This window comes from Candidatus Planktophila sp. (genome assembly GCF_044232745.1).
Taxonomy (GTDB): domain Bacteria; phylum Actinomycetota; class Actinomycetes; order Nanopelagicales; family Nanopelagicaceae; genus Planktophila.
Map to the genome: position 1 here is coordinate 1 of NZ_JBIILI010000006.1, position 21,743 is coordinate 21,743.

The window sequence follows — 21,743 nt, forward strand, 5'->3', positions numbered from 1 at the left end:
CACCCATCTCATTCATCTGATCGCGGCGTCTGCGAATAACATCCCGGTTAAAGCCCATCAAGAACTTGACCTCTTCAGGTGATCGCCGCCAGTTCTCAGTTGAAAATGCATATGCGCTGATTTCTTTAACACCAAATTCAATTGCGCCTTCAACAACATCAAATAGAGCTACTTCGCCGGCCTCATGTCCTGCTGTGCGAGGCAGTCCACGCTTTTGTGCCCAACGACCATTGCCATCCATCACTATTGCAACGTGATTAGGAATCTTTATTGTCATACCCGCTCCACCATCGGTAAAGAACGTAGCCCGCGTTCAAGATGCCATTGTAAGTAAGCTGCAATTAAACCACTAGCCTCTCGGCGAAATTTTCCTTCACTTGCAGATGCAAGATCCCAATCACTAGAAAGCAACGCGCCCATGAGATCTAGCGTTTCTGGGGCAGGAGTTGCACATGCAGATGGTCGACAATCTGCGCATACCGATCCACCGCCTACTAATGAAAAGTATCTATGTGGTCCCGGTGCTTCACACTTGGAACAAATCGTCATTGATGGTGCATAACCGGCGACTGCTAATGACCGCAGTAAAAATGCATCAAGGATCAAAAGCGGTTCATATCTATTTTCTGCCAAAGCTTTCATGCCACCAACAACTAATTGAAACTCTTGAAGTGCTGGTTCATTTTCTTGGCTAGTAAATCGCTCTGCTGCTTCCAAAATCGCTGCAGCAACTGTCCAGCGTTGATAATCCTCGGTCAACGCTTCACCGTAATTCATTAATGCTTCTACTTGTGTGACCGTGTCAAAAGTTTTTCCGGTATACAACTGAATATCAACATGGCTTCCTGGCTCTAATCGAGCACCAAACTTTGATTTTGTTCGGCGAACTCCTTTTGCCACCCCACGAATGCGTCCATGGTCACGAGTTAACATTGTGATGATGCGGTCTGCTTCTCCGAGTTTTTGAGTGCGTAAAACAATTGCCTCGTCCCGGTACAAACTCATACGGGTAAAGGTAGTGCGTGCGTTAGCGAATTGCGCGATTTATCGCAGACACGACCGCTTTTAAGGAAGCAGTTGTCGTGTTGGGATCGATTCCGACGCCCCAGAAGACTTCGCCATCGATTGAACATTCAAGATATGCAGCGGCAGAGGCGTCGCCACCTGCAGATAACGCATGCTCGAAGTAATCCAGCACTTGGACATCTACTCCGTAAGCCTGCAAAATATTGCAGAAAGCTGCAATTGGACCATTTCCTTGTCCCTTAAGTTCCTGCATTTCGCCGCGATCAGTCAGTGCAACAGTCAAGTAAACATCTTCGCCAAGTACTGAATTTTGTGACAGACCCTTTAGACGGAAACGTCCCCATGGCGTGCTTTCTGTTGGTAAGTATTCATCTTCAAAAATGTTCCACAGATCTTCGGCACTTACTTCGCCGCCTTCGGCATCTGTTTTTGCCTGAACATTTTTCGAGAATTCAATTTGTAAACGACGAGGCAAATCGAGGTGATGTTCATTCTTCATCAAGTAGGCAACACCGCCCTTACCCGATTGTGAATTAACGCGAATAACAGCCTCGTATGAACGACCAATATCAAGTGGATCGATAGGCAAATAAGGAATAGCCCAGGTGTGATCACGTACTTCTTTGCCGGCAGCTTTTGCATCGCGTGCTAAATGATCAAAGCCTTTCTTAATTGCATCTTGGTGTGAACCAGAAAAGGCGGTGAATACCAGGTCGCCGCCATAAGGATGTCGCTCCGGGACACGCAATTGGTTGGCGTATTCAACGGTGCGACGCACTTCATCGATATTTGAAAAATCAATATGTGGATCAATACCGTGTGTAACCAAGTTGATTCCTAGGGTTACAAGACAAACATTTCCGGTACGTTCGCCATTTCCAAATAATGTTCCTTCGATGCGATCTGCGCCCGCTAAATAACCAAGCTCAGCCGCTGCAACTCCCGTGCCTCGGTCATTGTGAGGGTGGAGTGAAACAATCACGCTCTCACGATTATTAAGGTTGCGGCACATCCATTCAATTGAATCGGCATAAACATTAGGTGTAGCCATTTCAACTGTTGCCGGAAGGTTCATAATCGTCTTCCATTGCGGAGTTGGCTTCCAGACATCATTTACTGCGTTACAAACTTCGACCGCAAACTCAAGCTCTGTGCCGGTGTATGACTCAGGTGAGTATTCAAACGAAACCTTGGTTTCAGGAACTGTTGCTACTAAATCTAAACAGATTTTGGCGGCATCGGTTGCAATCTTTTTGATGCCATCTTTTTCTAGCCCAAAAACTACTCGTCGCTGCAAGGTAGATGTGGAATTGTATAAGTGCACAATCGCCTGCTCAGAACCCTTGATTGCTTCAAAGGTGCGGATAATCAAGGATTCGCGTGCCTGAGTTAAAACTTGAATAACAACATCATCAGGAATCAAGTTCTCATCAATAATCTTTCGAACAAAGTCAAAATCAGTCTGGCTCGCACTTGGAAATCCAACTTCAATTTCCTTGTATCCCATTGCAACTAACAACTTAAACATTGCTAATTTGCGCGGAGTATCCATTGGATCAATCAGCGCTTGATTTCCGTCGCGAAGATCAACTGAACACCATTTAGGCGCTTTGGTAATTTTCTTATTTGGCCAGGTGCGATCTGGAAGATCTACAGGGTGAAAAGGCTCATAGCGATGCACCGGCATCTTTGATGGGCGCTGCTCTGGGAAGTTCACTTGCTAAGGGTAACGCGTGACTTAAAGGACGGGCAAATAACGATCCAATTCGTATGCACTGACTTGGCGGCTGTAATCGAGCCATTCTGCGCGCTTATTGCGCAGTACATACTCAAATACATGCTCTCCCAAGGTCTCGCGCACTAATTCACTATTTTCCATTGCCGTAATTGCTTCATTCAGATTTGAAGGTAAAGCAACAGCATCCTTCGAATCACTTAAAACATACTTCTCTTCAATGCCCTTTAATCCAGCTGCCAACATAACTGCATAAGCAAGGTATGGATTACAGGCGGTGTCCGGTGAACGAAATTCGATGCGTGTTGAGTTTTCCTTCTTTGGCTTATACATCGGGATACGAACTAATGCGCCACGATCGCTTTGACCCCAATTGGCAAGTGCCGGTGCTTCTCCCCCACCGTGTAAACGCTTATAAGAATTTACCCACTGATTTGTTATGGCAGTGATTTCTGGTGCGTGCTTAATAAGGCCTGCGACAAATGAACGCCCAACTGCTGACAAATTAAATTCGGCAGTTGAATCATAGAAAGCGTTGTCTTCACCTTTAAAGAGTGAAACATGTGTATGCATTCCGCTGCCAGGATGATGTGTAAAAGGCTTTGGCATAAACGATGCGTGGAAGCCCTGATCCATGGCAACTTCTTTAATCACATGCCGGAAAGTCATGATGTTATCCGCTGTTGTTAATGCATCTGCATACCGCAAATCGATTTCTTGCTGACCAGGAGCACCCTCGTGATGTGAAAATTCAACACTGATACCCATAGCTTCAAGCAATGTAATTGCTTGGCGACGGAAGTCGTGGCCAACTACAGCAGGCGTGTGATCAAAATACCCACCTTGATCTACAGGAACTGGTGCAACTCCTGTTTCAGGTGGGTTTTTAAATAAGAAGAATTCAATTTCAGGATGTGTGTAACAGGTGTAACCCATAGTGGCAGCTTTATCTAATGTTCGACGCAAAACATTGCGCGGATCAGATGGAGAAGCAGAACCATCTGGCATTGTGATGTCACAGAACATGCGCGCAGCACCTGGTGCTTCAGTTCGCCATGGCAAAATAGAAAATGTTGCAGGATCTGGTTTTGCCAACATGTCAGATTCAGTTATACGAGCAAAACCTTCGATAGCAGAACCATCAAAGCCAATTCCTTCATCAAAGGCATTTTCAAGTTCTGCAGGTGCAATCGCTACAGATTTTAAAAATCCCAAGACATCGGTAAACCACAAACGCACAAAGCGAATATTGCGTTCTTCCAGAGTGCGAAGTACGAATTCTTGCTGCTTCTTTAGATCTGTCGACATAAGTGGCATTGTTACAAATTCAGGTTACGACTGTGTTAACTACCCCTAGATAACAAAGAAATCAGCGTGATCCAGGTCTGTTTTAGGAGCTAAGTCCTTGGTGATTACAGCGTTGGCACTGATGCGCGAGCCTTCGCCGATCGTGACATTTCCGAGCACGCGGGCACCAGCACCGATTACTACATTGTTTCCGACGGTTGGATGGCGCTTGCCATGTTCAATCCCGCGAGCACCAAGAGTTACATCGTGATACATCATCACATCATCGCCGATGATTGATGTTGCGCCGATGACGACTCCCATGCCGTGGTCAATAAAGAAACGTCGTCCGATTTTTGCTGCTGGATGAATTTCAATTCCTGTTGTTGAACGTACTAAATTTGAATGAATTCGCGCAGCAAGCTTAAGTTTATGATTCCACAAAAAATGTGAAATTCGGTGACCCCAAATCGCATGCACACCTGGGTATGCCAAAGCGACCTCTAAACGATTGCGCGCAGCCGGATCATGACTGATTGCGTTATCAAGGTCTTCAATGATGCGACTTAGAATCGGCATTAATTAATCAACCAAATCTTCGTACAACACTGTTGATAGGTAACGCTCACCATTTGAAGCACAGATAACAACAATGTTCTTGCCTGCAAACTCTGGACGCTTTGCAATCTCTGATGCCGCCCACAAAGTTGCACCTGAAGAAATTCCGGCAAGGAAGCCTTCTTCGGCTCCTGCGCGACGTGCGTACTTAATTGCATCTGCTGCAGTTGCATCCAAGATCTCATCATAAACAGAGCGATCCAAAACATTAGGAATGAAGTTAGGCCCAATTCCTTGGATTGGGTGTGGACCTGGCTCTCCACCATTTAAAATTGGTGATGCTGCTGGCTCGACACCAAACACTTTGATTGCAGGATTCTTTTCCTTTAAGTATTGACCGGTGCCTGTAATTGTTCCGCCAGTACCAATACCTGAAATAAATGCATCAACTTTGCCATCTAGATCGCGCCAGATTTCTGGGCCGGTTGTTGTGCGGTGAATAAATGGACCAGCTTCGTTTTCAAATTGGCGAACCAAAACAGCACCAGATTCAGCAAGCTTTTCTGCAGCGGCAACTGCGCCTTTCATGCCTTCGGCAGCAGGAGTCAGCACTAACTCTGCTCCGTATGCACGAATTAGCTTGCGACGCTCTTTTGAAACAGATTCAGGCATTGTCATAATCGCCTTGTAACCACGAGCTGCAGCAACCATCGCTACCGCAATTCCTGTGTTTCCAGATGTTGCTTCCACAATTGTGCCGCCAGGCTTTAGTTCACCACTTGCTTCGGCAGCATCAATCATGGCAACTCCCAGACGATCCTTAACAGATGAGGTTGGGTTGTAAAATTCCAGCTTGGCATAAACATTTCCAGCCGCACCATCTGTGATCTTATTGATGCGCAACAATGGTGTGTTTCCGAAAATTTCTGTGATGCTGTTATAGACCTTCATAGTTCTCCCCTAAAAAATAGTTTTGGTAATTCATGGAAAAAAGGATTAAAGCTGGGCTGCGGAAAAGAAAATGAATTAGCAGCTGCAGGAAGTAGCCAGGCAGAAATCAACAACACGGTTTCGTGTAAATAACCAGTTGATGATCGTAAGCATGTGCAAATTCTACTGAATAGAATTATTTAAGCGAGTTGCAAATGATTTGCAGGTTACTGCTCTTTCCAGCCTGAGGTCATCGGCAGACGGCGATCTTTTCCAAAAGCACGCACCGATACCTTGGTGCCAGGTGGATATTGGCGACGCTTGTATTCGGCCTTGTCCACCATTGAAACAACTCGGCGCACAAGATCGGGTTCAAAACCATCAGCAAGTAAAGCCGCGTATCCATGATCCTCGTCAACATAGGCACGCAACACTTGATCCAACAGCAAATAATCTGGCAACGAATCTGAATCCTTTTGATCTGGACGCAATTCGGCGCTTGGCTCTTTGGTAATTGATCGCTCCGGAATTGGTGGCACTTCCCCGCGCTCTCTGGCCACGTCATTTCGGTACTTGGACAAAGCCCACACATCGGTTTTGTAAATATCTTTTATCGGTGCAAAGCCGCCCACCGCATCGCCGTACAGAGTTGAATAACCAACAGCGAGTTCGCTCTTATTGCCAGTTGCTAAAACAAGATGTCCTTCTTGATTCGAAATACCCATCAGTGTTGTTCCGCGAACTCGTGCCTGCAGATTTTCTTCGGCCAAACCCTTTAAAACCAGGTTATCCATATAGGCATCGACCATTGGTGCAATCGGAGTAATCCTGAAGTGAATGCCAGTGGCAGCTGCCATCGCTTGTGCATCTTCAACAGAATGATTTGAGGAATACTTACTTGGCATCGCAACACCATTGACCCGCTGTGCACCTAAGGCATCAATTGCAATAGCCGCGACCAGTGCAGAATCAATTCCACCTGAAAGCCCAAGGACAACTGATCTAAAGCCATTCTTACCAACATAATCACGAAGTCCCATAACAAGTGCGTTCCACATTTCAGCATCATCTGAAAGTGCTGTGGCAATTGAAGAATCTGCTGAATCCGAATGTGCGGTTGGTGCTTCGGAAATAACTACATCAGGTTGTGCTGAGCCTTCAGTGCAATCAATATCAACAACTATTAACTGATCATCAAACTGGGCGGTCCGTGCAAGGACAGCGCCATCTTTACCAACAACAATGCTGTCGCCATCAAAGACCAAATCGTCCTGGCCGCCTGTCATATTGACGTAAGCAAGCGGTGCTCCGATTTGCTTGGCCCGCTTTTGCACAAGAGCTAAACGCACATCATCCTTGTTGCGTTCAAAAGGAGAACCATTAGGAACAACCAATAATCCTGGAGTACGTGCTGCGATGGAATCTAATGAATGCCAAATGTCCTCGCAGATTGCCACAGCGACATCAACGCCATGGATACGAACAACCAGGCTTTGATCCCCCGCTACAAAGTTTCGGAACTCATCAAAGACTCCGTAATTAGGAAGATGACGCTTCACATATCGCGCCTTAATTTTTCCGTCATGAATTACGGCAACGGCGTTTTTTGGCCCCTTGTCTAAATACCCAACTACGGCCACTAAATCACCGGTGATGCTGGCAGCGATTTCTTCAACGGCTTTAATGCTCGCGGCTTGAAAAGATGGACGCAGGGCTAAATCTTCAACGGGGTATCCGGTCACAATCATTTCGGGGAAAACAATCAGATTGGCACCTTGTGCCTGCGCTTTTTTTACAGAGTCTGCGATCAGCCCAGCATTGCCCGCAAGGTCACCAACCGTTGGGTTGATTTGGGCTAGCGCCACGCGCAACTTCATTTTTCAAGTGTAACGGGGGTAGCATTTGGCTATTAACCGGTGAGTCTACGAGCCGGTCAATATGAATGGCCCGGGGACTGCTACAGGCGGCTTCGAGGAGAGGACAATAAATGGAAAGCCTTTACGGAGGTGCGCTGCACCGACGCATCACAATCTTAGATTTGGCCGCCGCCAAAAAGCGCAGTGAAAAGTGGGCAATGCTTACTTCTTATGAATCCATGACCGCCGAAATCTTTGATGAGGCCGGTATCCCTGTTCTGCTTGTAGGCGATAGCGCTGGCAATAATTTTCTGGGTGAAGAAAACACAATCCCAGTAACAGTTGATGAACTTATACCCCTTGCTCGCGCAGTAGTCCGCGGATCACAACGGGCCATGGTCGTTGCAGATCTGCCCTTTGGTTCTTATGAAGCATCACCCGAATTAGCACTGGCAACATCGGTCCGCTTCTTCAAAGAGGCTGGGGTCATGGCGGTAAAATTGGAAGGCGCACATATTCAGACCGTTGAAAAACTTGTGAAAAGTGGAATACCGGTGATGGGTCACTTGGGATTAACTCCGCAATCACTGCATCAATTAGGTGGTTACAAAGTTCAGGGTCGCACAGATGGCGATGTAATTGTGGAAGCTGCTAAAGCGTTAGAGGCAGCCGGAGCATTTGCGATTGTCCTGGAACTTGTCCCTGCTGAACTAGCTGCTCGAATTACAGCTGAGTTAACAATTCCAACAATCGGAATTGGTGCCGGTGTTAATTGCGATGCACAGGTCCTGGTCTGGACAGATTTAATGGGCATAACTAAAAAAGCCCCGAAGTTAGCCAAGGCATATCGCAATTTGCGGGCCGAAATGTTGGCTGCTACCAATGAATTTGCCGACGATGTTCGTTCGGGCAACTTCCCCACCGAGGCGCAGACCTTCAACTAGGCCAGACCTTCAACTAGGGTTGGCGTGTGGCCAATTTTACGATCGATCTAGCGCCTTTAAGAAAGTCCAAGGACTTTTCCTTATTGTGGGCTGCCGGCTTGATTTCCTACTTCGGTTCGATGATCACCTACGTTGCGGTGCCCTTTCAAATCAAAGAGCTGACCGGTTCGTATGTTGCAGTTGCCGTGAGTGGACTAGTTGAAATTGTTCCCCTAATTATTTTTGGCCTTTATGGCGGCGTCTTGGCCGATGCCTTGGACCGCAAAAAATTGATCTGGGTAACCGAACTGTTGTCCCTTCTCTTCACCGGAGTATTGCTGATCAACGCGATGATGGATTCACCCAACCTGCTACTGATCTACATCGTCTCGGGCTTATTTGCTGCGACCAGCGGATTGCGCCAACCTGCCATGCAGGCCGCCCTTCCACGTCTTGTCGATCATGAAGATATGACAGCTGCTGCGGCGTTGATGAGTTTGCGTTGGCAGATCGGCGTAATTGTGGGACCAGCTATTGGTGGAGTTTTGATTTCCTCGTATTCCGTAGCAGTTGGCTATGCCGCCGATATTGCGACCTTCATCATTTCCATAGCATTAATCGCATTCATGAAAAATATTCCACCATCGCACGAGGCCGAAGCCCCATCCCTGTCAGCGTTAATTGATGGCGTGAAATATGCCTTTAGCCGCAAAGATTTGTTGGGCACATATCTGATTGATTTAGCTGCAATGTTTTTTGCAATGCCAACCGCCTTGATTCCATTTTGGGCAGATCAACTGGGTGCACCCTGGGCACTTGGTTTGCTGTATGCCGCCGGCACAATTGGTTCGATTGCAATTGTTCTAACAAGTGGCTGGGCTAAAAATGTTCACTTCTATGGACGGGCAATTATGTGGGCTGCAATCGGCTGGGGTGTAGCCATTGCGTTATCAGGTGCCACCAATTACCTATGGCTGGTACTTCTATTTCTAACTCTGGCCGGGGCTTCAGACATGATTAGTGCGCTCTTCAGGTCTGCAATGTGGAACCAAACCATCCCCGACAATCTTCGAGGACGTCTTGCCGGAATTGAATTGCTGTCGTATTCAATTGGACCACTGGCCGGTCAGATGCGCGCAGCTTCAATGGCAGCGGCTACTACTTTGAGTTTCTCGGTAACAAGTGGTGGAATTATTTGCGTAATCGTGGTCGTAGTACTGGCCAGTTTTTTGCCCGATTTTAGAAAATTCGACATCCGAACCAACAAATATGCCCTCGAAAACCAGAAAATGGCAGAAAAATTACGCGTAAACCCTCAATCCAAGGACGAGAATTCCTAACTTGACAGATTTTTCTGGGATTTTTGTGTTTTTTTATAAAAATATTTAAGTGCAAAAATAAAAAATGGCGAAATTTCCGCAAATGCATAAATAAATTAAAATATAAATTTGCGACACGCACTAAATTATTTGTCACAAAATGTTGGCATTTTTGCCCAAATGATGTCACGCTTATCCATGAACAGGTTTGGGTGACGGATCCGAACCATTCCGATAGGAGAAGTACGTGGCCGCAGCAAAGAAAGCAGCACCAAAGAAGCGCAAGAAGGCAGCAGCACCAGCTGCACCAAAGAAGCGCAAGAAGGCAGCTGCAGTAGCAGCAGCACCAAAGAAGCGCCGCAAGAAGGCAGCAGCTAAGAAGACAGCAGCTCCAAAGCGCAAGAAGGCAGCTAAGAAGGCAACTGCAAAGAAGGCGGCTCCAAAGCGTCGCAAGAAGGCAGCAGCTAAGAAGGCAGCTCCAAAGCGTCGCAAGAAGGCAGCAGCTAAGAAGGCAGCTCCAAAGCGCAAGAAGGCAGCTAAGAAAGCAACTGCTAAGAAGGCAGCTCCAAAGCGTCGCAAGAAGGCAGCTGCAGTAACAGCAGCTCCAAAGAAGCGTCGCAAGAAGGCAGCAAAGAAGGCTAAGTAAAGCCCTCAAGCATATTAAAAAAACCCGCCACTTTATGTGGCGGGTTTTTTTATGCTCCTTTACTTTTATTTATTGTTAAGCAAACGACTTGCTCTTCAACCGCATCTTTGCGAAGTGATTCCTCGATGCGTTCAAAAATTTCTGCCAACACTTGTTGATCCGCTTTTGTTAAATGGTCCATAAACCTGGCGCGCACGCTGTCAACATGATCTGGGGCGGCAGTAACAATCGCCTTCCATCCCTTAGGTGTCATCACCGCAAAATACCCGCGCTTATCTATAGGGCAGGCTTCGCGTTTAACCCAGCCGGCCTTTTCCATAACCTTCATGCGGTGAGAAAGCCGCGACCGTGACAGCAGGGCGTTTGCAGCAAGTTCGCTCATACGCATTTTGCGATCAGGGGCTTCACTTAGCTGCACCAATATTTCATAATCAGGCATGGATAAATCATGTTCGCCAAGATCGGCATCTAAGACATCGATTAGGCGGCGGCTAGCCAAGATGTACCGGCGCCAAGCCTTCATTTCAGTGGGGTTGAGCCACCGGGGTGCGGTAGCGTTTTCACTTGCCATGAGTGCAGTCTACGGCAAAGGTTGAAGCTTCAACTACTTTCATCAGTACTTAAAAAGGAGAAGATCGTGAGTATCAAAAAGGCGGGGCTAGATTTTTCACATCAGGATTCAACTGTTCGCCCCCAAGATGATTTGTATCGTCACTTTAATGGCCAGTGGCTAAAGACTTCAGTTATCCCGGCCGACCGAGCAAGTGACGGCGCCGGCATGACTCTTCGCATTCAATCTGAAGCTCGGGTTCGCGAAATCATCGAAGGTGCCACCGGTACAGATGAGGCGACCAAGATTTCCAATATCTATAAGTCCTTTATGGATGCAGCTGCAGTAAATGCAAAAGGTGGCTCCCCTATTGCTAGCGAGCTTGCCCAGGTTGATTCGATTTCATCATTGACTGATTTTGTTTCTACCTTTTCGAAATTAGAAGCCCGCGGGACCTCTGGCATTTTCGGCACCTTTATTTACGCAGACATGAAGGATGCTTCGACAAACATTTTGTACTTGCAACAGGGCGGCATTTCACTGCCTGACGAGGCGTACTACCGCGAAGAAAAGTATGCAGATATTCGCACCGCATATGTGGCCCACGTTGCAAAGATGTTTGATTTAGCCGGAGTCAACAACGGCGCAGAATTAGCTGAACAGGTAATGGCACTTGAAACCAGCATTGCTAGCCATCATTGGGATCAGGTTAAAGATCGCGATGCGACCCTGACCTATAACAAGATGAACCGCTCAGAGGTAAAGGCATTGATGACTGCTTTTGATTGGGAGCTTTATTTAACAGCTGGTGAAATTCCAGCAATTGTTTTGGATTCAGTCATTGTTCAGCAGCCATCATTTTTTGAGGGCCTCAATTCAATCCTGGCTAACTTTGATGTAAATGCCTGGAAATCTTGGATGAAGTGGCACATCATTAGTGGCGCTGCGCCTTATCTTTCAGATGAACTGGTCAATGAAAACTTTGCCTTCTTTGGCAAGACACTTAGCGGAACACCTGAACTTCGCGAGCGCTGGAAGCGCGCAGTGTCGATGATCGAAGGATCATTGGGTGAAGCCGTTGGAAAGGTTTATGTGCAGAAGCACTTTCCGGCCGAAGCAAAGGCTCGAATGGAACAGCTAGTTGCTAACCTGATTGAGGCCTATCGCATCAGCATTAACGAGCTAGCCTGGATGAGTCCTGACACCAAGGTTAAGGCGTTAGAAAAGTTGGGCAAGTTCCGTCCCAAGATTGGCTACCCAGATAAGTGGCGTGACTACAGCGCTTTGCAGACGACTGCCGATGATTTATACGGAAATGTTGGCCGGGTCATTAAGTTCCAGCGCGATCACGAGTTAGCAAAGATTGGAAAGCCAGTAGATCGCGATGAATGGCACATGGCGCCACAAACCGTTAACGCTTATTACAACCCGGTAATGAATGAGATCGTTTTCCCTGCGGCCATCTTGCAGCCACCGTTTTTCGGCCTGGACCATGATGACGCAGTTAATTACGGTGGCATCGGCGCGGTAATTGGCCACGAAATTGGCCACGGCTTTGATGATCAAGGATCTAAATACGATGGTGATGGCGCGCTGAATAATTGGTGGACCGATGCTGATCGTGATGCTTTTGAAACACGCACCAAAGCGTTGATTGCTCAATACGATGCCTTGATTCCAGAAGAGGCACCAGATGTTCATGTCAACGGTGCTTTAACTATTGGTGAAAACATTGGAGACCTTGGTGGGCTAACGATTGCCTACAAGGCATATCTACTTTCTTTGGGTGGCACACCATCTCCTGTCATCGATGGCTTTAGTGGCGAACAACGGTTGCTGCTTTCCTGGGCACAGATCTGGCGCGCAAAGGTTCGTCCTGAAGAAATGCGCCGTCGCATTGCAACTGATCCGCACTCTCCTGCCGAATTTAGATGCAACCAAATCCTTAAAAACTTCACTCCGTTCTATGAAGCCTTCGGCGTAACTGAAAAAGATGCTCTCTGGCTCGATGAACAATCGCGAGTTCAGATTTGGTAACACTTTGAGTTTTTCATTTGATATCAAGCACGCTGACAGCAACTCGCTTGCACGTGTTGGAACTATCAATACACCTCATGGGTCAATTCAAACCCCAGCTTTTATTCCGGTGGGCACAAAGGCAACGGTTAAATCTGTACTGCCTGAAGCCATGGCAGATTTAGGTGCGCAAGCACTGTTGTCTAATGCTTATCACCTGTATTTGCAGCCGGGCTCTGACATCCTGGATGAGGCTGGCGGGCTCGGCGAATTCATGAATTGGCCCGGACCAACATTTACCGACTCTGGTGGATTTCAAGTCTTATCACTTGGCGTTGGATTTAAAAAAGTTTTAGCAATGGATGCCCAAACATTTCGCAGAGATGATGTGATCGCTGGAAACAAAGATCGTTTGGCACATGTTGATGATGAAGGCGTAACTTTTAAATCACACCTTGATGGATCCATGCATCGCTTTACTCCAGAGGTTTCGATGCAGGTGCAGCACCAGATCGGGGCTGACATCATGTTTGCCTTTGATGAATGCACGACCTTGCACAACACTCGCCCGTATCAAGAACTGGCCATGGATCGCACCTATGCCTGGGCTATTAGATGTCTTGATGAACATAAGCGATTAACTGATGACCGTGCGACCAAGCCCTATCAAGCATTATTTGGTGTCATCCAAGGGGCCCAATACGAAGACCTTCGCAAAAAGGCGGCCACAGATCTTGGAACTTTGGAATCTAGCGGTCAGTCCTTTGATGGATTCGGAATCGGTGGCGCGTTAGATAAGGGACAACTGGGAACCATCGTTTCGTGGGTCAATGAAATATTGCCCGAAGACAAGCCCCGACATCTTTTGGGGATCGGTGCGCCAGAAGATCTATTTGTTGGCGTTGAAAACGGCTGTGACACCTTTGACTGCGTATTGGCCAGCCGAATCGCACGCACGAGCGCCGTGTACACGATGGAAGGGCGTTTTAACCTGTCTAACAGCCGATTTAAGCGGGATTTCACCCCAATTGACGATGAGTGTGACTGTTACACCTGTACGCATTACACACGGGCGTATATGCACCATGTATTCCGTGGCAAAGAAATCATTAGCGCGACCTTGGCAACGATTCATAATGAAAGATTTATTGTGCGGTTGGTAGATCAGATGCGCCAGGCATTGTTAGATGGAAACTTTGCCGACATGAAGGCTGATTTCTTAGGCCGCTACACCCACCGAAGCGGTCAAGCCAGGGATTAATTGCCCTTAACGATTGTGGGCAAGTTCCAATTGAATTTGATCGATAACTCGCGCACCAAAACCACAGCGATCCCGGCCACTGCGACGACAGCCGCTTCGTTGAGATTGAAAGCATCAAGGGCTAAGTAAACAATGGCGCCCGACAAGCAGGCGGTTCCGATTGTTTCGCGGTGCAATAACACCGGCTCTGTTTGGCACATGATGTCTCTGAATAATCCACCAGATACCGCGCCAATTAAACCTAAGACAGCTGCTGCAACTATGGGTGCTTCATTGATCAATGCAAACTGCACGCTAGAAACTGTTGCAACAGCCAGCCCCAAAGTATCTAGGGATAAAGCGATGCGACCAACTGCTTGTTTTTTGCCCAGAGCAATGGTGATTAAAAATGCAGCAACGATTGGTGCAAATAACCAAGGGCGTTGTACCCATGGTGGCTGCTCCCCCATAAAAAGATTGCGCAATGTGCCACCTGAAATTGATGCAACCGCTGCAATGAATAAAATCCCACCAAAATCTAAACCTTTATTTGCCGCAACGCGCGCGCCAACTAGTGCAAATGCAAAGGTTGAAACAAGGTCTAGACCAAAAACCAAAAGGTCTAGATCCATGACAGGGTTATTACTTTTGAGCTAAACGTGCTTCGCGGCGAATGCGTTGTTCTGCAGGATCTGGAACTGGAACCGCAGAAATTAAACGCTTGGTGTAATCATTCTTTGGATTCTTCAAGATCTGATCACGATCGCCTTCTTCAACCAGCAGACCATTTTGCATTACTGCAATTCGGTGCGACAGGATGTCAACAACTGCTAAGTCGTGCGAGATGAACAAGCAGGCAAAGTTCAACTTGCCTTGTAGCTCTTGCAACAGATCCAAGAAACGTGCCTGAACAGAAACATCTAGCGCTGATGTTGGTTCATCAGCGATCAGCAGATCTGGCGTCAATGCCAAGGCACGGGCGATACCTACGCGTTGGCGCTGTCCACCTGAAAGCTCGTGTGGGTAACGGTTGCGATAACTACGTGGAAGTTCTACCTGATCCAGAAGCTCTTCAACCATGCGTGCTAGATCCGGACCCTTTGCAATCTTTGCCAGTAGTAAAGGCTCGCCAATTGACTCACCAATTGGAAGGCGCGGATTAAGTGATGATGCAGGATCTTGGAAAACAATTCCGGTGTGGCGACGAATTGTGAACAGCTCTTTTTGAGTTGCATGGCTGATGTCCTTGCCAACAATTTCAAGTGAGCCTTCCTTAATTGGTAGTAATCCAATTGATGCGCGACCAACTGTTGTCTTACCAGACCCTGATTCACCAACTAGTCCAACGATTTCACCTGGGTAGATTTCCAGGCTGAAGTTTTTAACCGCCACAAAAGCTGGAATACGGCCACGCTTTGGGTATTCGATGGTGACATTGTCTAACTTCAAAACTGGTGCTGGTTTCGCGCTTTCTGCGTAAGGAAGCTCGCGCTTCTTCGTTGATCCAAGCTTTGGCACCGCACCTAGCAATTGTTGCGTGTACGGATGCTGTGGCTTATTAAAAATCTGATCTGCTGTTCCAGATTCAACAGTGATTCCATCCTTCATTACAAGAATTTCGTCAGCCATGTCAGCAACAACGCCCATGTCATGCGTGATCAAAAGAATCGCTGAATTGAGCTTATCTTTTAGTCCACGCATTAAATCAAGAATTTCAGCTTGAACAGTTACATCTAGCGCAGTTGTTGGTTCGTCAGCAACCAAAAGTCCTGGATCGCACGCAAGTGCTTGAGCGATCATTGCGCGCTGACGCTGTCCACCTGAAAGTTGATGTGGGTACTTATCAATTGACTTTGCTGGATCTGGAATATCAACCATGGTGATTAATTCCAAAGCACGAGCATGTGCCTCTTTTGGACCCATATCAAAGTGATTACGCAGTGTTTCCATAATCTGGAAACCAATTGTGTAAATAGGGTTAAGTGCAGTCATTGGCTCCTGGAAAATGTAAGCAACTTCTTTTCCACGGAACTTACGAAGCGTTGCTCCCTTTGCATTAAGCATTTCTTGATCTTTAACTTTGACAGATCCAGACATGCGAGCATTTGATGCCAAAAGTGACATCAAGCCAAGTGCTGTTGTGGACTTACCAGAACCTGATTCACCAACGATGGCGGTGACTTTGCCGGGTTCAAGAGAGAGGTTCATACCGATAACAGCTGGGTACCACACTCCATCTACCCAGAAATCAACATTAAAATCTTTGATCTCTAAGACTGGCTTAATCATTTGGTTGACCCCATCTGTGAGAAACTTGCGAAATGACGAATAGTGAAAAGTTCAGACCCGGTAGTGCGATTGCTAGTGGATGGATCCTGATCGCTTTCTTTGGTGGTTTTATTGTTCAAAGTTTCTTTTACGCCAGCGACATCATGCTGACTATTGGAATCTGCGGCGCTGGTGCCATTGGTACTTACCTGCTCTTCCTTAAGCCCTACGTTGTGATCTTTGATGAAGGCATCAAGATTGTTAATCCAACCAAAGAGATCACCGCTACGTGGGATCTGGTTGAGGAGATCGAAACTAAGTACAGCATGTCCATTCAGGTCAGAGGTGAGTCCTACCACGCTTGGGCTGCTCCCGCGCCGAGTGGTCGACACAGTAGAAGAATGCACAAAACTGATCTTCTTCCCGGTGCTGATTCTCCGCGACGTGTAGGTGACTCGCTTAAAAGTGACTCTGGTGTCTGCGCATACATGGCCAATATTCGAAGAAAAGATTTCATTGCTAAGGGTGCCAGCGAGTTTGAAATCATTAGCGATAACAGCGGGCTGTATCTCTTCGTTGTTTTGGTTCTGATTGGTGCAGGCGCAGCCATTTTCTAAAGATTTAATCATTGGCTTGTGCCAACTTTCTAGCTGTTGCCGATTCCTGGCGTTCTTTCTTAGAAATACGACGGCGCTGACGAGGATCAAAAGCATCACGCAATCCGTCACCAATAAAGTTAATACTTAGGGCGATAGAAATAATGAATAGACCTGGGTACCAGAACAGCCATGGACGAGTTGTAAATGAATCCTGGTACTGGCTGATAAGTAGACCCAGGGAAACATCTGGTGGAACTACACCAAAGCCAATGTAACTAAGGGCTGTTTCAAGCAAAATCGCACCCGATAGCAGAAGCGTCACTGACACAATGATGACACCAATCGCATTAGGCAAAATGTGCTTAAAGATGATGCGCTTGTTGGTCGCACCGGCAACACGAGCAGCATCAACAAACTCGCGTTCACGCAGAGACAAGAACTCACCACGTACAAGGCGTGAAAGACCTGTCCAAGCAAACAAACCAAGCAATAAGGCAAGGAATACAGCTCCAAGATTTCCGTAGCGGTAACCAACAACTGAACCAATAATGATTACTGGGATTGTGATCATGAAATCTACAAAACGCATCAAGATTGCATCAATGCGGCCTCGGTAGAAACCAGCGATTGATCCAACAACCACACCTAGCGTTGCTGCAATGCTGCCAATGACAACCATTACTGAAAGGGAACGTTGCGTACCCTTCATTACTAATGCGAAATAATCACGGCCAATGTCATCTTGTCCAAATGGATGAGTGCCTAGTCCAATACCTTCTCCACCTAAAAACTTAGGGCGGAAAGAAATCGTTGGACATCCAACTGTTCCTCCAGGGCAATCTCCAAAACGAAGCTCTGGCAAATCCTCTGGTGTCCACTTCCACCAACCAGGAATTCGCAGTACTCCAAAGAGTTTAAAATCTAGAGCAGAGAAGGAAATCAGAACAATGCTGAAAATGGTGCCCAGAGAAATTACAGCTGCGCGGTGGCGAAAGAATCGCTTGCGAACAATTTGGCCCTGGCTTAAGCCTTCAATTTCCTTGTTTTGAATTGCGTTTTCACCAGAGAGAACCTCTGTTGACTCAACGCTGGCCTTTGATTTGCGTGCCATCTTTATGCACCACTTCCTACTCGAATACGTGGGTCTAAGGCTGAGTACAACAAATCTGCAACGAAGTTAGCCAATACCGCCATAGTTGCTGTCACAAAAAAGACTCCCATTAAGAGGTTTAGGTCTTGTCCACGAATTGCCGACAACCCAAGGGTTCCCATTCCGGCCCAGGCAAATACGCTTTCCGTGATGAATGCTCCACCGATCACACCTGCAAAATCTGCAACCAAGATAGTTGCCATAGGGATCATTGTGTTACGGAAAGCATGGCGCATAATCACAGTGCGCTCAGAAAGTCCTTTAGCGCGCGCGGTACGAATGTAATCCTGATTCAAAACTTCTAGCAGGGTTCCGCGAGCAAAACGAATATAGCCAGCAAAGCCAATAAGAGTTAGAGCAAGCGTTGGCAAAAATAGGTGAGTGATCACATCTAAACCAGAGATCCAGAAATCAGTTAAATCTAATAGATCATTTCTTTCACCAACGGTTGGAACCGGTCGATAGTTAATTGCATCTGTTTCCATATATGGCTTCCAGGTCTGCATGAACTTATCGACCAAAACCAAGTTAGCTGAAAGAACTGCAGTGATAATTGTGGTTCGAACAACTGGAGCGCGATCGATCTTTGCGAAAGCCAATCCGACAAATACGGCTGTAGTAATGAGCGCGCACACCATTAGGAAAATGCTAAGTGAGCCTGGGTGATTGTCGAAGACCCAATTGACTGGGTAAAAAGCAACAATTGAAAGTCCGGCCATAGTTAAAGATGCACGGAGGGCAGCTTTGTTGGTCAACCCAACTGACAGTTGAGTAACACCAAATGCAATTCCGATTGAAAGTGCCAAGATAACGATAGGACCGAGTGATGGGTTTAGGAGCCAACCTGTAGCACCAATTGTGTAGACCAAAATTGTGGATGCGACAAAGGCAACACCATATGTAGTCCAGTACGTTTTTCGCGAGCCACCAACAACCGATGCCCAAAACAAACCTGTGACAAGTCCAATTCCGATTAACCAATTAAATGGAATATTTGGCTCTCGCAAAAAGTCATTAAATGAAATCGCTAGATACTCTTTTAGCAGAACAGCGACCCAGAAGATTGGTAGCGAGAACAGTAGGAATGCAACAAATGTCATTGAGTAATCAAAGCGACTGTACTGGCGAAGTGCGGTAACGATACCGATCATGATTCCCAAAACTGCTGCAAGCAAAGTTGCAGCAAATACCAAACGTAGAGTTACGGGAATTGCCAGAGCTAATGAGTCGAGAACGGCCAAGCCATCGCGGCCAACACCGAAGTCGGGCTTTCCTACAAATACTCCAAAGACCCCTCGCAGCCACAAGAAATAGCGCAAAGGTGGTGGAACATCCAGTTGGAGTTCGCGTGTTAGAACCAAAATTTTTGCATCTCTGTCCGGATCTGTGCTCAATCGCAAATCGGCCAAAGGATCTGCTGAAATCGCAGCAAGGTTGTACAAGATAAAGCTAGATCCAAAAAGAATTACACCCAAGACCCCGAGCCGTCTAAGAATAAAGGCTGCCATGTGTTGTGTATTCCCCTCGAAATGAATGTGAACTTAAATTACTGGGCGACTATACAGCCAAAGGACGCCCGGAGAGTGATCTCCGGGCGTCCAATGGACTAAATAGGTAATGCTAACTAAGGAGATTAATCCTTAGTATGACCACTCCCAGTAGTTCCATGTCAACTGTGGTGACAATGGAGCTGGCTTTAGTCCCTTGAGGTTCTTGTTAATTGCAGTAACACCAGGGTGAGTAAAGACCGGAAGAGTTACAGCATCCGCAAATAGTGCACGGTCTGCTGTGATGTACTTCTGGATAAGTAGTTCAGGCTTCATAGCAACATCTAGATCAGTACAGACCTTATCTACTGTTGAGTTTGAGTAACCCATAACGTAGTTAGATCCACCAGTTGTCTCTAGAACTGAACATGACTGCTTCTGTGTTACTGAGCTTGAAACCCAGGCAAAGAAGAACGCGTCATACTTACCATTTCCAAGAAGTGCTCCCCAACCAGATTGGACATCGCCAACTAGGTTAAAGCCGACCTTCGCCAAGTTTGCCTTAGCAAGAGCGAACTGTGCAGCACGGCGAGTGTTACCACCTGGAACAAGAACATTTACTGTAACTGGGTTCTTGAGTGCATCTGGGTAGAACTTCTGTACCAATGCAAGTGCTGACTTGTTACGTGATTCTTGTGTTCCACGAGTGTAGAACGCTGAACCGTTAACAGCACAGATCTTGTCGTATGCAGCTGATCCTGGGGCGACCCAAGCAGTACATAGTGGCTTTGTGATTCCGTTGATTGGAGCAATGATCTTCTCCATGATTTCATCACGAGGTAGACCTAGTAGGAATGCTTGACGAAGTGCCTTAGCCTTCGCTCCACCATTCTTTGAGAAGATGCCTGAGTATGGAGGCTCACCTTCGACGCTGTCGTAGTGCAAGTCCCAGTGCTCGTAAACAGCTTGCTCTCCACCAGTGATGTTCACTGCAGTGATCTTCTTTAGAGCTGCAACAGCATCAGCAGTTGCCTGTCCTGAGTAAACATCAAGCTCGCCATTTGAAAGAGCCTGTACTGCAGCTGTTCCATCTGTGATTACCTTGAATACGATTGTCTCAATTGAACCAGTCATCTTTGGACCTGAGTTGTACTTAGGGTTAAGAACTAGTGTCATTGATGTCTTTGGAACTGCAGACTCAACAATGAATCCACCGTTGCTGATTAGAAGCAATGGGTTCGTGCTCTTGTTGATAGTTGTAATTGTGTAATCCTCAGACCACACCTTACCCATCTTCTTAAGAAGTGCAGTTTCCTTGTTCTTGTATGCAGTTAGGAAACGCTCCTTAGCTGAAAGGTTTGCAGATGCTGACTGAAGTCCATCTTTTCCTTCAGCAAGAAGAACCATTGCGTGAACTGGAGATGGTCCTGGACCGTAAAGATCCCAGTTTGCAATTGGGCTCTTCCAACGCAATGTCACTGACATTTCATCTGAAGAAAGAACTGGCTCTCCCACAATGTTCTTGTGGTAAGTGCTTCCGTATCCCTGAGTATTGAATGCTGGCTTTTCAGTCTTGCTTGCTGGATCGCCAAGTCCTGCTTCGATTGAATATGTGTCGCTTGAAAGAATGTGTGAAAGTAGAAGGTCTACTCCAGTAATTGGAGTTCCATCTGACCAAACACGTCCTGGAGCAACTGTGTATGTAACACGGAAGTCAGTCTTTGAATTCTTGATTACTTTGTAAGAACCAAAAGTTGTGTTCTTGATTAGTTCTTTCTTTTCGTTGTAGTAATTGAATCCCATACCTGTTAGTGCTGCTTGATCAGTACATACCGTTGAGTTTGTAGTACTTAGACCACAGTTCAAACCTGTCTGTACGTTGGTGTGGTGAATAACTACTGTTGAACGAGTTGCAGCCTGTGCTGGTGTAAGCAGTGAAACTGCTAACGCCGCTGATGCTGCAGCTGCGAGCGCAAACTTTGCGCTACGAGTGAACTTCATATAGATCCTCCTTGAGGGTGTAAGAAAAGCGTCTGTGGAGAGTCGACCTGCCCCATAGGCGCTTTTGGTGGTGGAAGTCTGCCTTAATGAACGGCAAATGAGCAAGAGGTGAACAGTTTGCATGAGCGCGGCTTTATAACGGTCATGTAAAG

Annotated in this window: 19 protein-coding genes; 6 read left to right on the forward strand and 13 right to left on the reverse strand. The window is 46.8% G+C overall.

Annotated elements, in window-relative coordinates; genetic code table 11:
* The 7 genes from AC9UGD_RS04900 to AC9UGD_RS04930 form a co-directional block, all read right to left on the reverse strand.
* Nucleotides 1-277 (reverse strand): undecaprenyl diphosphate synthase family protein (locus AC9UGD_RS04900; RefSeq protein WP_509570351.1); only part of this gene is annotated, 277 nt, incomplete at its 3' end.
* Nucleotides 274-1,005 (reverse strand): DNA repair protein RecO, encoded by a 732-nt coding sequence (recO, locus tag AC9UGD_RS04905; protein WP_509570353.1) that lies wholly within the window; start codon nucleotides 1,003-1,005, stop codon nucleotides 274-276. The genes recO and AC9UGD_RS04900, both read right to left, overlap by 4 nt.
* A 22-nt stretch (nucleotides 1,006-1,027) precedes the next feature.
* Nucleotides 1,028-2,743: a 2-isopropylmalate synthase gene (leuA, locus tag AC9UGD_RS04910; protein WP_509570356.1), complete on the reverse strand. Its 1,716-nt coding sequence runs from the start codon at nucleotides 2,741-2,743 to the stop codon at nucleotides 1,028-1,030.
* Nucleotides 2,744-2,764: 21 nt separating this feature from the next.
* Complete coding sequence (locus AC9UGD_RS04915; RefSeq protein ID WP_509570359.1) at nucleotides 2,765-4,069, reverse strand: glutamine synthetase family protein; 1,305 nt, start codon at nucleotides 4,067-4,069, stop codon at nucleotides 2,765-2,767.
* 45 nt (nucleotides 4,070-4,114) lie between these two features.
* Nucleotides 4,115-4,627 (reverse strand): serine O-acetyltransferase, encoded by a 513-nt coding sequence (cysE, locus tag AC9UGD_RS04920; protein ID WP_509570362.1) that lies wholly within the window; start codon nucleotides 4,625-4,627, stop codon nucleotides 4,115-4,117.
* Nucleotides 4,628-4,630: 3 nt separating this feature from the next.
* Nucleotides 4,631-5,557, reverse strand: a complete 927-nt coding sequence (cysK, locus tag AC9UGD_RS04925) for a cysteine synthase A (RefSeq protein ID WP_509570365.1) — start codon at nucleotides 5,555-5,557, stop codon at nucleotides 4,631-4,633.
* A 206-nt stretch (nucleotides 5,558-5,763) separates the two neighbouring features.
* Nucleotides 5,764-7,413 carry an NAD+ synthase gene (locus tag AC9UGD_RS04930; protein WP_509570368.1) on the reverse strand — a complete coding sequence of 550 codons (1,650 nt, stop codon included), beginning with the start codon at nucleotides 7,411-7,413 and terminating at the stop codon, nucleotides 5,764-5,766.
* A 110-nt stretch (nucleotides 7,414-7,523) separates the two neighbouring features.
* Between AC9UGD_RS04930 and panB the strand changes: the two genes are divergently transcribed.
* The 3 genes from panB to AC9UGD_RS04945 all read left to right on the forward strand — a co-directional run bounded on the left by panB (nucleotide 7,524) and on the right by AC9UGD_RS04945 (nucleotide 10,280).
* Nucleotides 7,524-8,336, forward strand: coding sequence for a 3-methyl-2-oxobutanoate hydroxymethyltransferase (gene panB, locus AC9UGD_RS04935; protein WP_509570370.1), 813 nt, complete (start codon nucleotides 7,524-7,526; stop codon nucleotides 8,334-8,336).
* 26 nt (nucleotides 8,337-8,362) lie between these two features.
* The gene (locus tag AC9UGD_RS04940; RefSeq protein WP_509570372.1) at nucleotides 8,363-9,655 is read left to right on the forward strand and encodes an MFS transporter; all 1,293 of its coding nucleotides are present in this window, start codon (nucleotides 8,363-8,365) and stop codon (nucleotides 9,653-9,655) included.
* 226 nt (nucleotides 9,656-9,881) lie between these two features.
* Nucleotides 9,882-10,280 carry a hypothetical protein gene (locus tag AC9UGD_RS04945; protein ID WP_509570375.1) on the forward strand — a complete coding sequence of 133 codons (399 nt, stop codon included), beginning with the start codon at nucleotides 9,882-9,884 and terminating at the stop codon, nucleotides 10,278-10,280.
* A 49-nt stretch (nucleotides 10,281-10,329) separates the two neighbouring features.
* Here AC9UGD_RS04945 and AC9UGD_RS04950 read toward each other — a convergent pair whose 3' ends face one another.
* Nucleotides 10,330-10,851, reverse strand: coding sequence for a MarR family winged helix-turn-helix transcriptional regulator (locus AC9UGD_RS04950; protein WP_509570378.1), 522 nt, complete (start codon nucleotides 10,849-10,851; stop codon nucleotides 10,330-10,332).
* A 66-nt stretch (nucleotides 10,852-10,917) separates the two neighbouring features.
* Here AC9UGD_RS04950 and AC9UGD_RS04955 point away from each other — a divergent pair, with 66 nt between their 5' ends.
* Both AC9UGD_RS04955 and tgt read left to right on the forward strand, forming a co-directional pair.
* Nucleotides 10,918-12,867, forward strand: a complete 1,950-nt coding sequence (locus AC9UGD_RS04955; protein ID WP_509570381.1) for a M13 family metallopeptidase — start codon at nucleotides 10,918-10,920, stop codon at nucleotides 12,865-12,867.
* On the forward strand, nucleotides 12,839-14,107 hold the full coding sequence (tgt, locus tag AC9UGD_RS04960) for a tRNA guanosine(34) transglycosylase Tgt (RefSeq protein WP_509570384.1): 1,269 nt from the start codon (nucleotides 12,839-12,841) through the stop codon (nucleotides 14,105-14,107). The genes AC9UGD_RS04955 and tgt overlap by 29 nt, the downstream gene beginning before the upstream one ends.
* On the opposite strand, the gene AC9UGD_RS04965 is transcribed toward tgt, so the two are convergent.
* Both AC9UGD_RS04965 and AC9UGD_RS04970 read right to left on the reverse strand, forming a co-directional pair.
* Nucleotides 14,104-14,718, reverse strand: a complete 615-nt coding sequence (locus AC9UGD_RS04965) for a trimeric intracellular cation channel family protein (RefSeq protein WP_509570387.1) — start codon at nucleotides 14,716-14,718, stop codon at nucleotides 14,104-14,106. The two genes, tgt and AC9UGD_RS04965, sit on opposite strands and share 4 nt — an antisense overlap.
* A 10-nt stretch (nucleotides 14,719-14,728) precedes the next feature.
* Entirely contained in the window at nucleotides 14,729-16,375 is a 1,647-nt protein-coding gene (locus tag AC9UGD_RS04970) for an ABC transporter ATP-binding protein (protein ID WP_509570390.1), read from the reverse strand.
* 32 nt (nucleotides 16,376-16,407) lie between these two features.
* Between AC9UGD_RS04970 and AC9UGD_RS04975 the strand changes: the two genes are divergently transcribed.
* The gene (locus AC9UGD_RS04975; RefSeq protein ID WP_509570392.1) at nucleotides 16,408-16,971 is read left to right on the forward strand and encodes a hypothetical protein; all 564 of its coding nucleotides are present in this window, start codon (nucleotides 16,408-16,410) and stop codon (nucleotides 16,969-16,971) included.
* Between the two features lie 4 nt (nucleotides 16,972-16,975).
* On the opposite strand, the gene AC9UGD_RS04980 is transcribed toward AC9UGD_RS04975, so the two are convergent.
* The 3 genes from AC9UGD_RS04980 to AC9UGD_RS04990 form a co-directional block, all read right to left on the reverse strand.
* The gene (locus AC9UGD_RS04980) at nucleotides 16,976-18,064 is read right to left on the reverse strand and encodes an ABC transporter permease (RefSeq protein ID WP_509570395.1); all 1,089 of its coding nucleotides are present in this window, start codon (nucleotides 18,062-18,064) and stop codon (nucleotides 16,976-16,978) included.
* 2 nt (nucleotides 18,065-18,066) lie between these two features.
* Nucleotides 18,067-19,611, reverse strand: a complete 1,545-nt coding sequence (locus AC9UGD_RS04985) for an ABC transporter permease (protein ID WP_509570397.1) — start codon at nucleotides 19,609-19,611, stop codon at nucleotides 18,067-18,069.
* Between the two features lie 132 nt (nucleotides 19,612-19,743).
* On the reverse strand, nucleotides 19,744-21,591 hold the full coding sequence (locus AC9UGD_RS04990) for an ABC transporter substrate-binding protein (protein ID WP_509570399.1): 1,848 nt from the start codon (nucleotides 21,589-21,591) through the stop codon (nucleotides 19,744-19,746).
* Nucleotides 21,592-21,743: the final 152 nt, after the last annotated feature.

Coding starts and splice junctions, on each gene's coding strand:
- AC9UGD_RS04915 (WP_509570359.1), bottom strand. CDS start 4,069: ATGTCGACAGATCTAAAGAAGCAGCAAGAATTCGTACTTCGCACTCTG.
- AC9UGD_RS04975 (WP_509570392.1), top strand. CDS start 16,408: ATGACGAATAGTGAAAAGTTCAGACCCGGTAGTGCGATTGCTAGTGGA.
- recO (WP_509570353.1), bottom strand. CDS start 1,005: ATGAGTTTGTACCGGGACGAGGCAATTGTTTTACGCACTCAAAAACTC.
- AC9UGD_RS04930 (WP_509570368.1), bottom strand. CDS start 7,413: ATGAAGTTGCGCGTGGCGCTAGCCCAAATCAACCCAACGGTTGGTGAC.
- cysK (WP_509570365.1), bottom strand. CDS start 5,557: ATGAAGGTCTATAACAGCATCACAGAAATTTTCGGAAACACACCATTG.
- AC9UGD_RS04985 (WP_509570397.1), bottom strand. CDS start 19,611: ATGGCAGCCTTTATTCTTAGACGGCTCGGGGTCTTGGGTGTAATTCTT.
- tgt (WP_509570384.1), top strand. CDS start 12,839: ATGAACAATCGCGAGTTCAGATTTGGTAACACTTTGAGTTTTTCATTT.
- AC9UGD_RS04990 (WP_509570399.1), bottom strand. CDS start 21,591: ATGAAGTTCACTCGTAGCGCAAAGTTTGCGCTCGCAGCTGCAGCATCA.
- cysE (WP_509570362.1), bottom strand. CDS start 4,627: ATGCCGATTCTAAGTCGCATCATTGAAGACCTTGATAACGCAATCAGT.
- AC9UGD_RS04950 (WP_509570378.1), bottom strand. CDS start 10,851: ATGGCAAGTGAAAACGCTACCGCACCCCGGTGGCTCAACCCCACTGAA.
- panB (WP_509570370.1), top strand. CDS start 7,524: ATGGAAAGCCTTTACGGAGGTGCGCTGCACCGACGCATCACAATCTTA.
- AC9UGD_RS04980 (WP_509570395.1), bottom strand. CDS start 18,064: ATGGCACGCAAATCAAAGGCCAGCGTTGAGTCAACAGAGGTTCTCTCT.
- AC9UGD_RS04970 (WP_509570390.1), bottom strand. CDS start 16,375: ATGATTAAGCCAGTCTTAGAGATCAAAGATTTTAATGTTGATTTCTGG.
- AC9UGD_RS04965 (WP_509570387.1), bottom strand. CDS start 14,718: ATGGATCTAGACCTTTTGGTTTTTGGTCTAGACCTTGTTTCAACCTTT.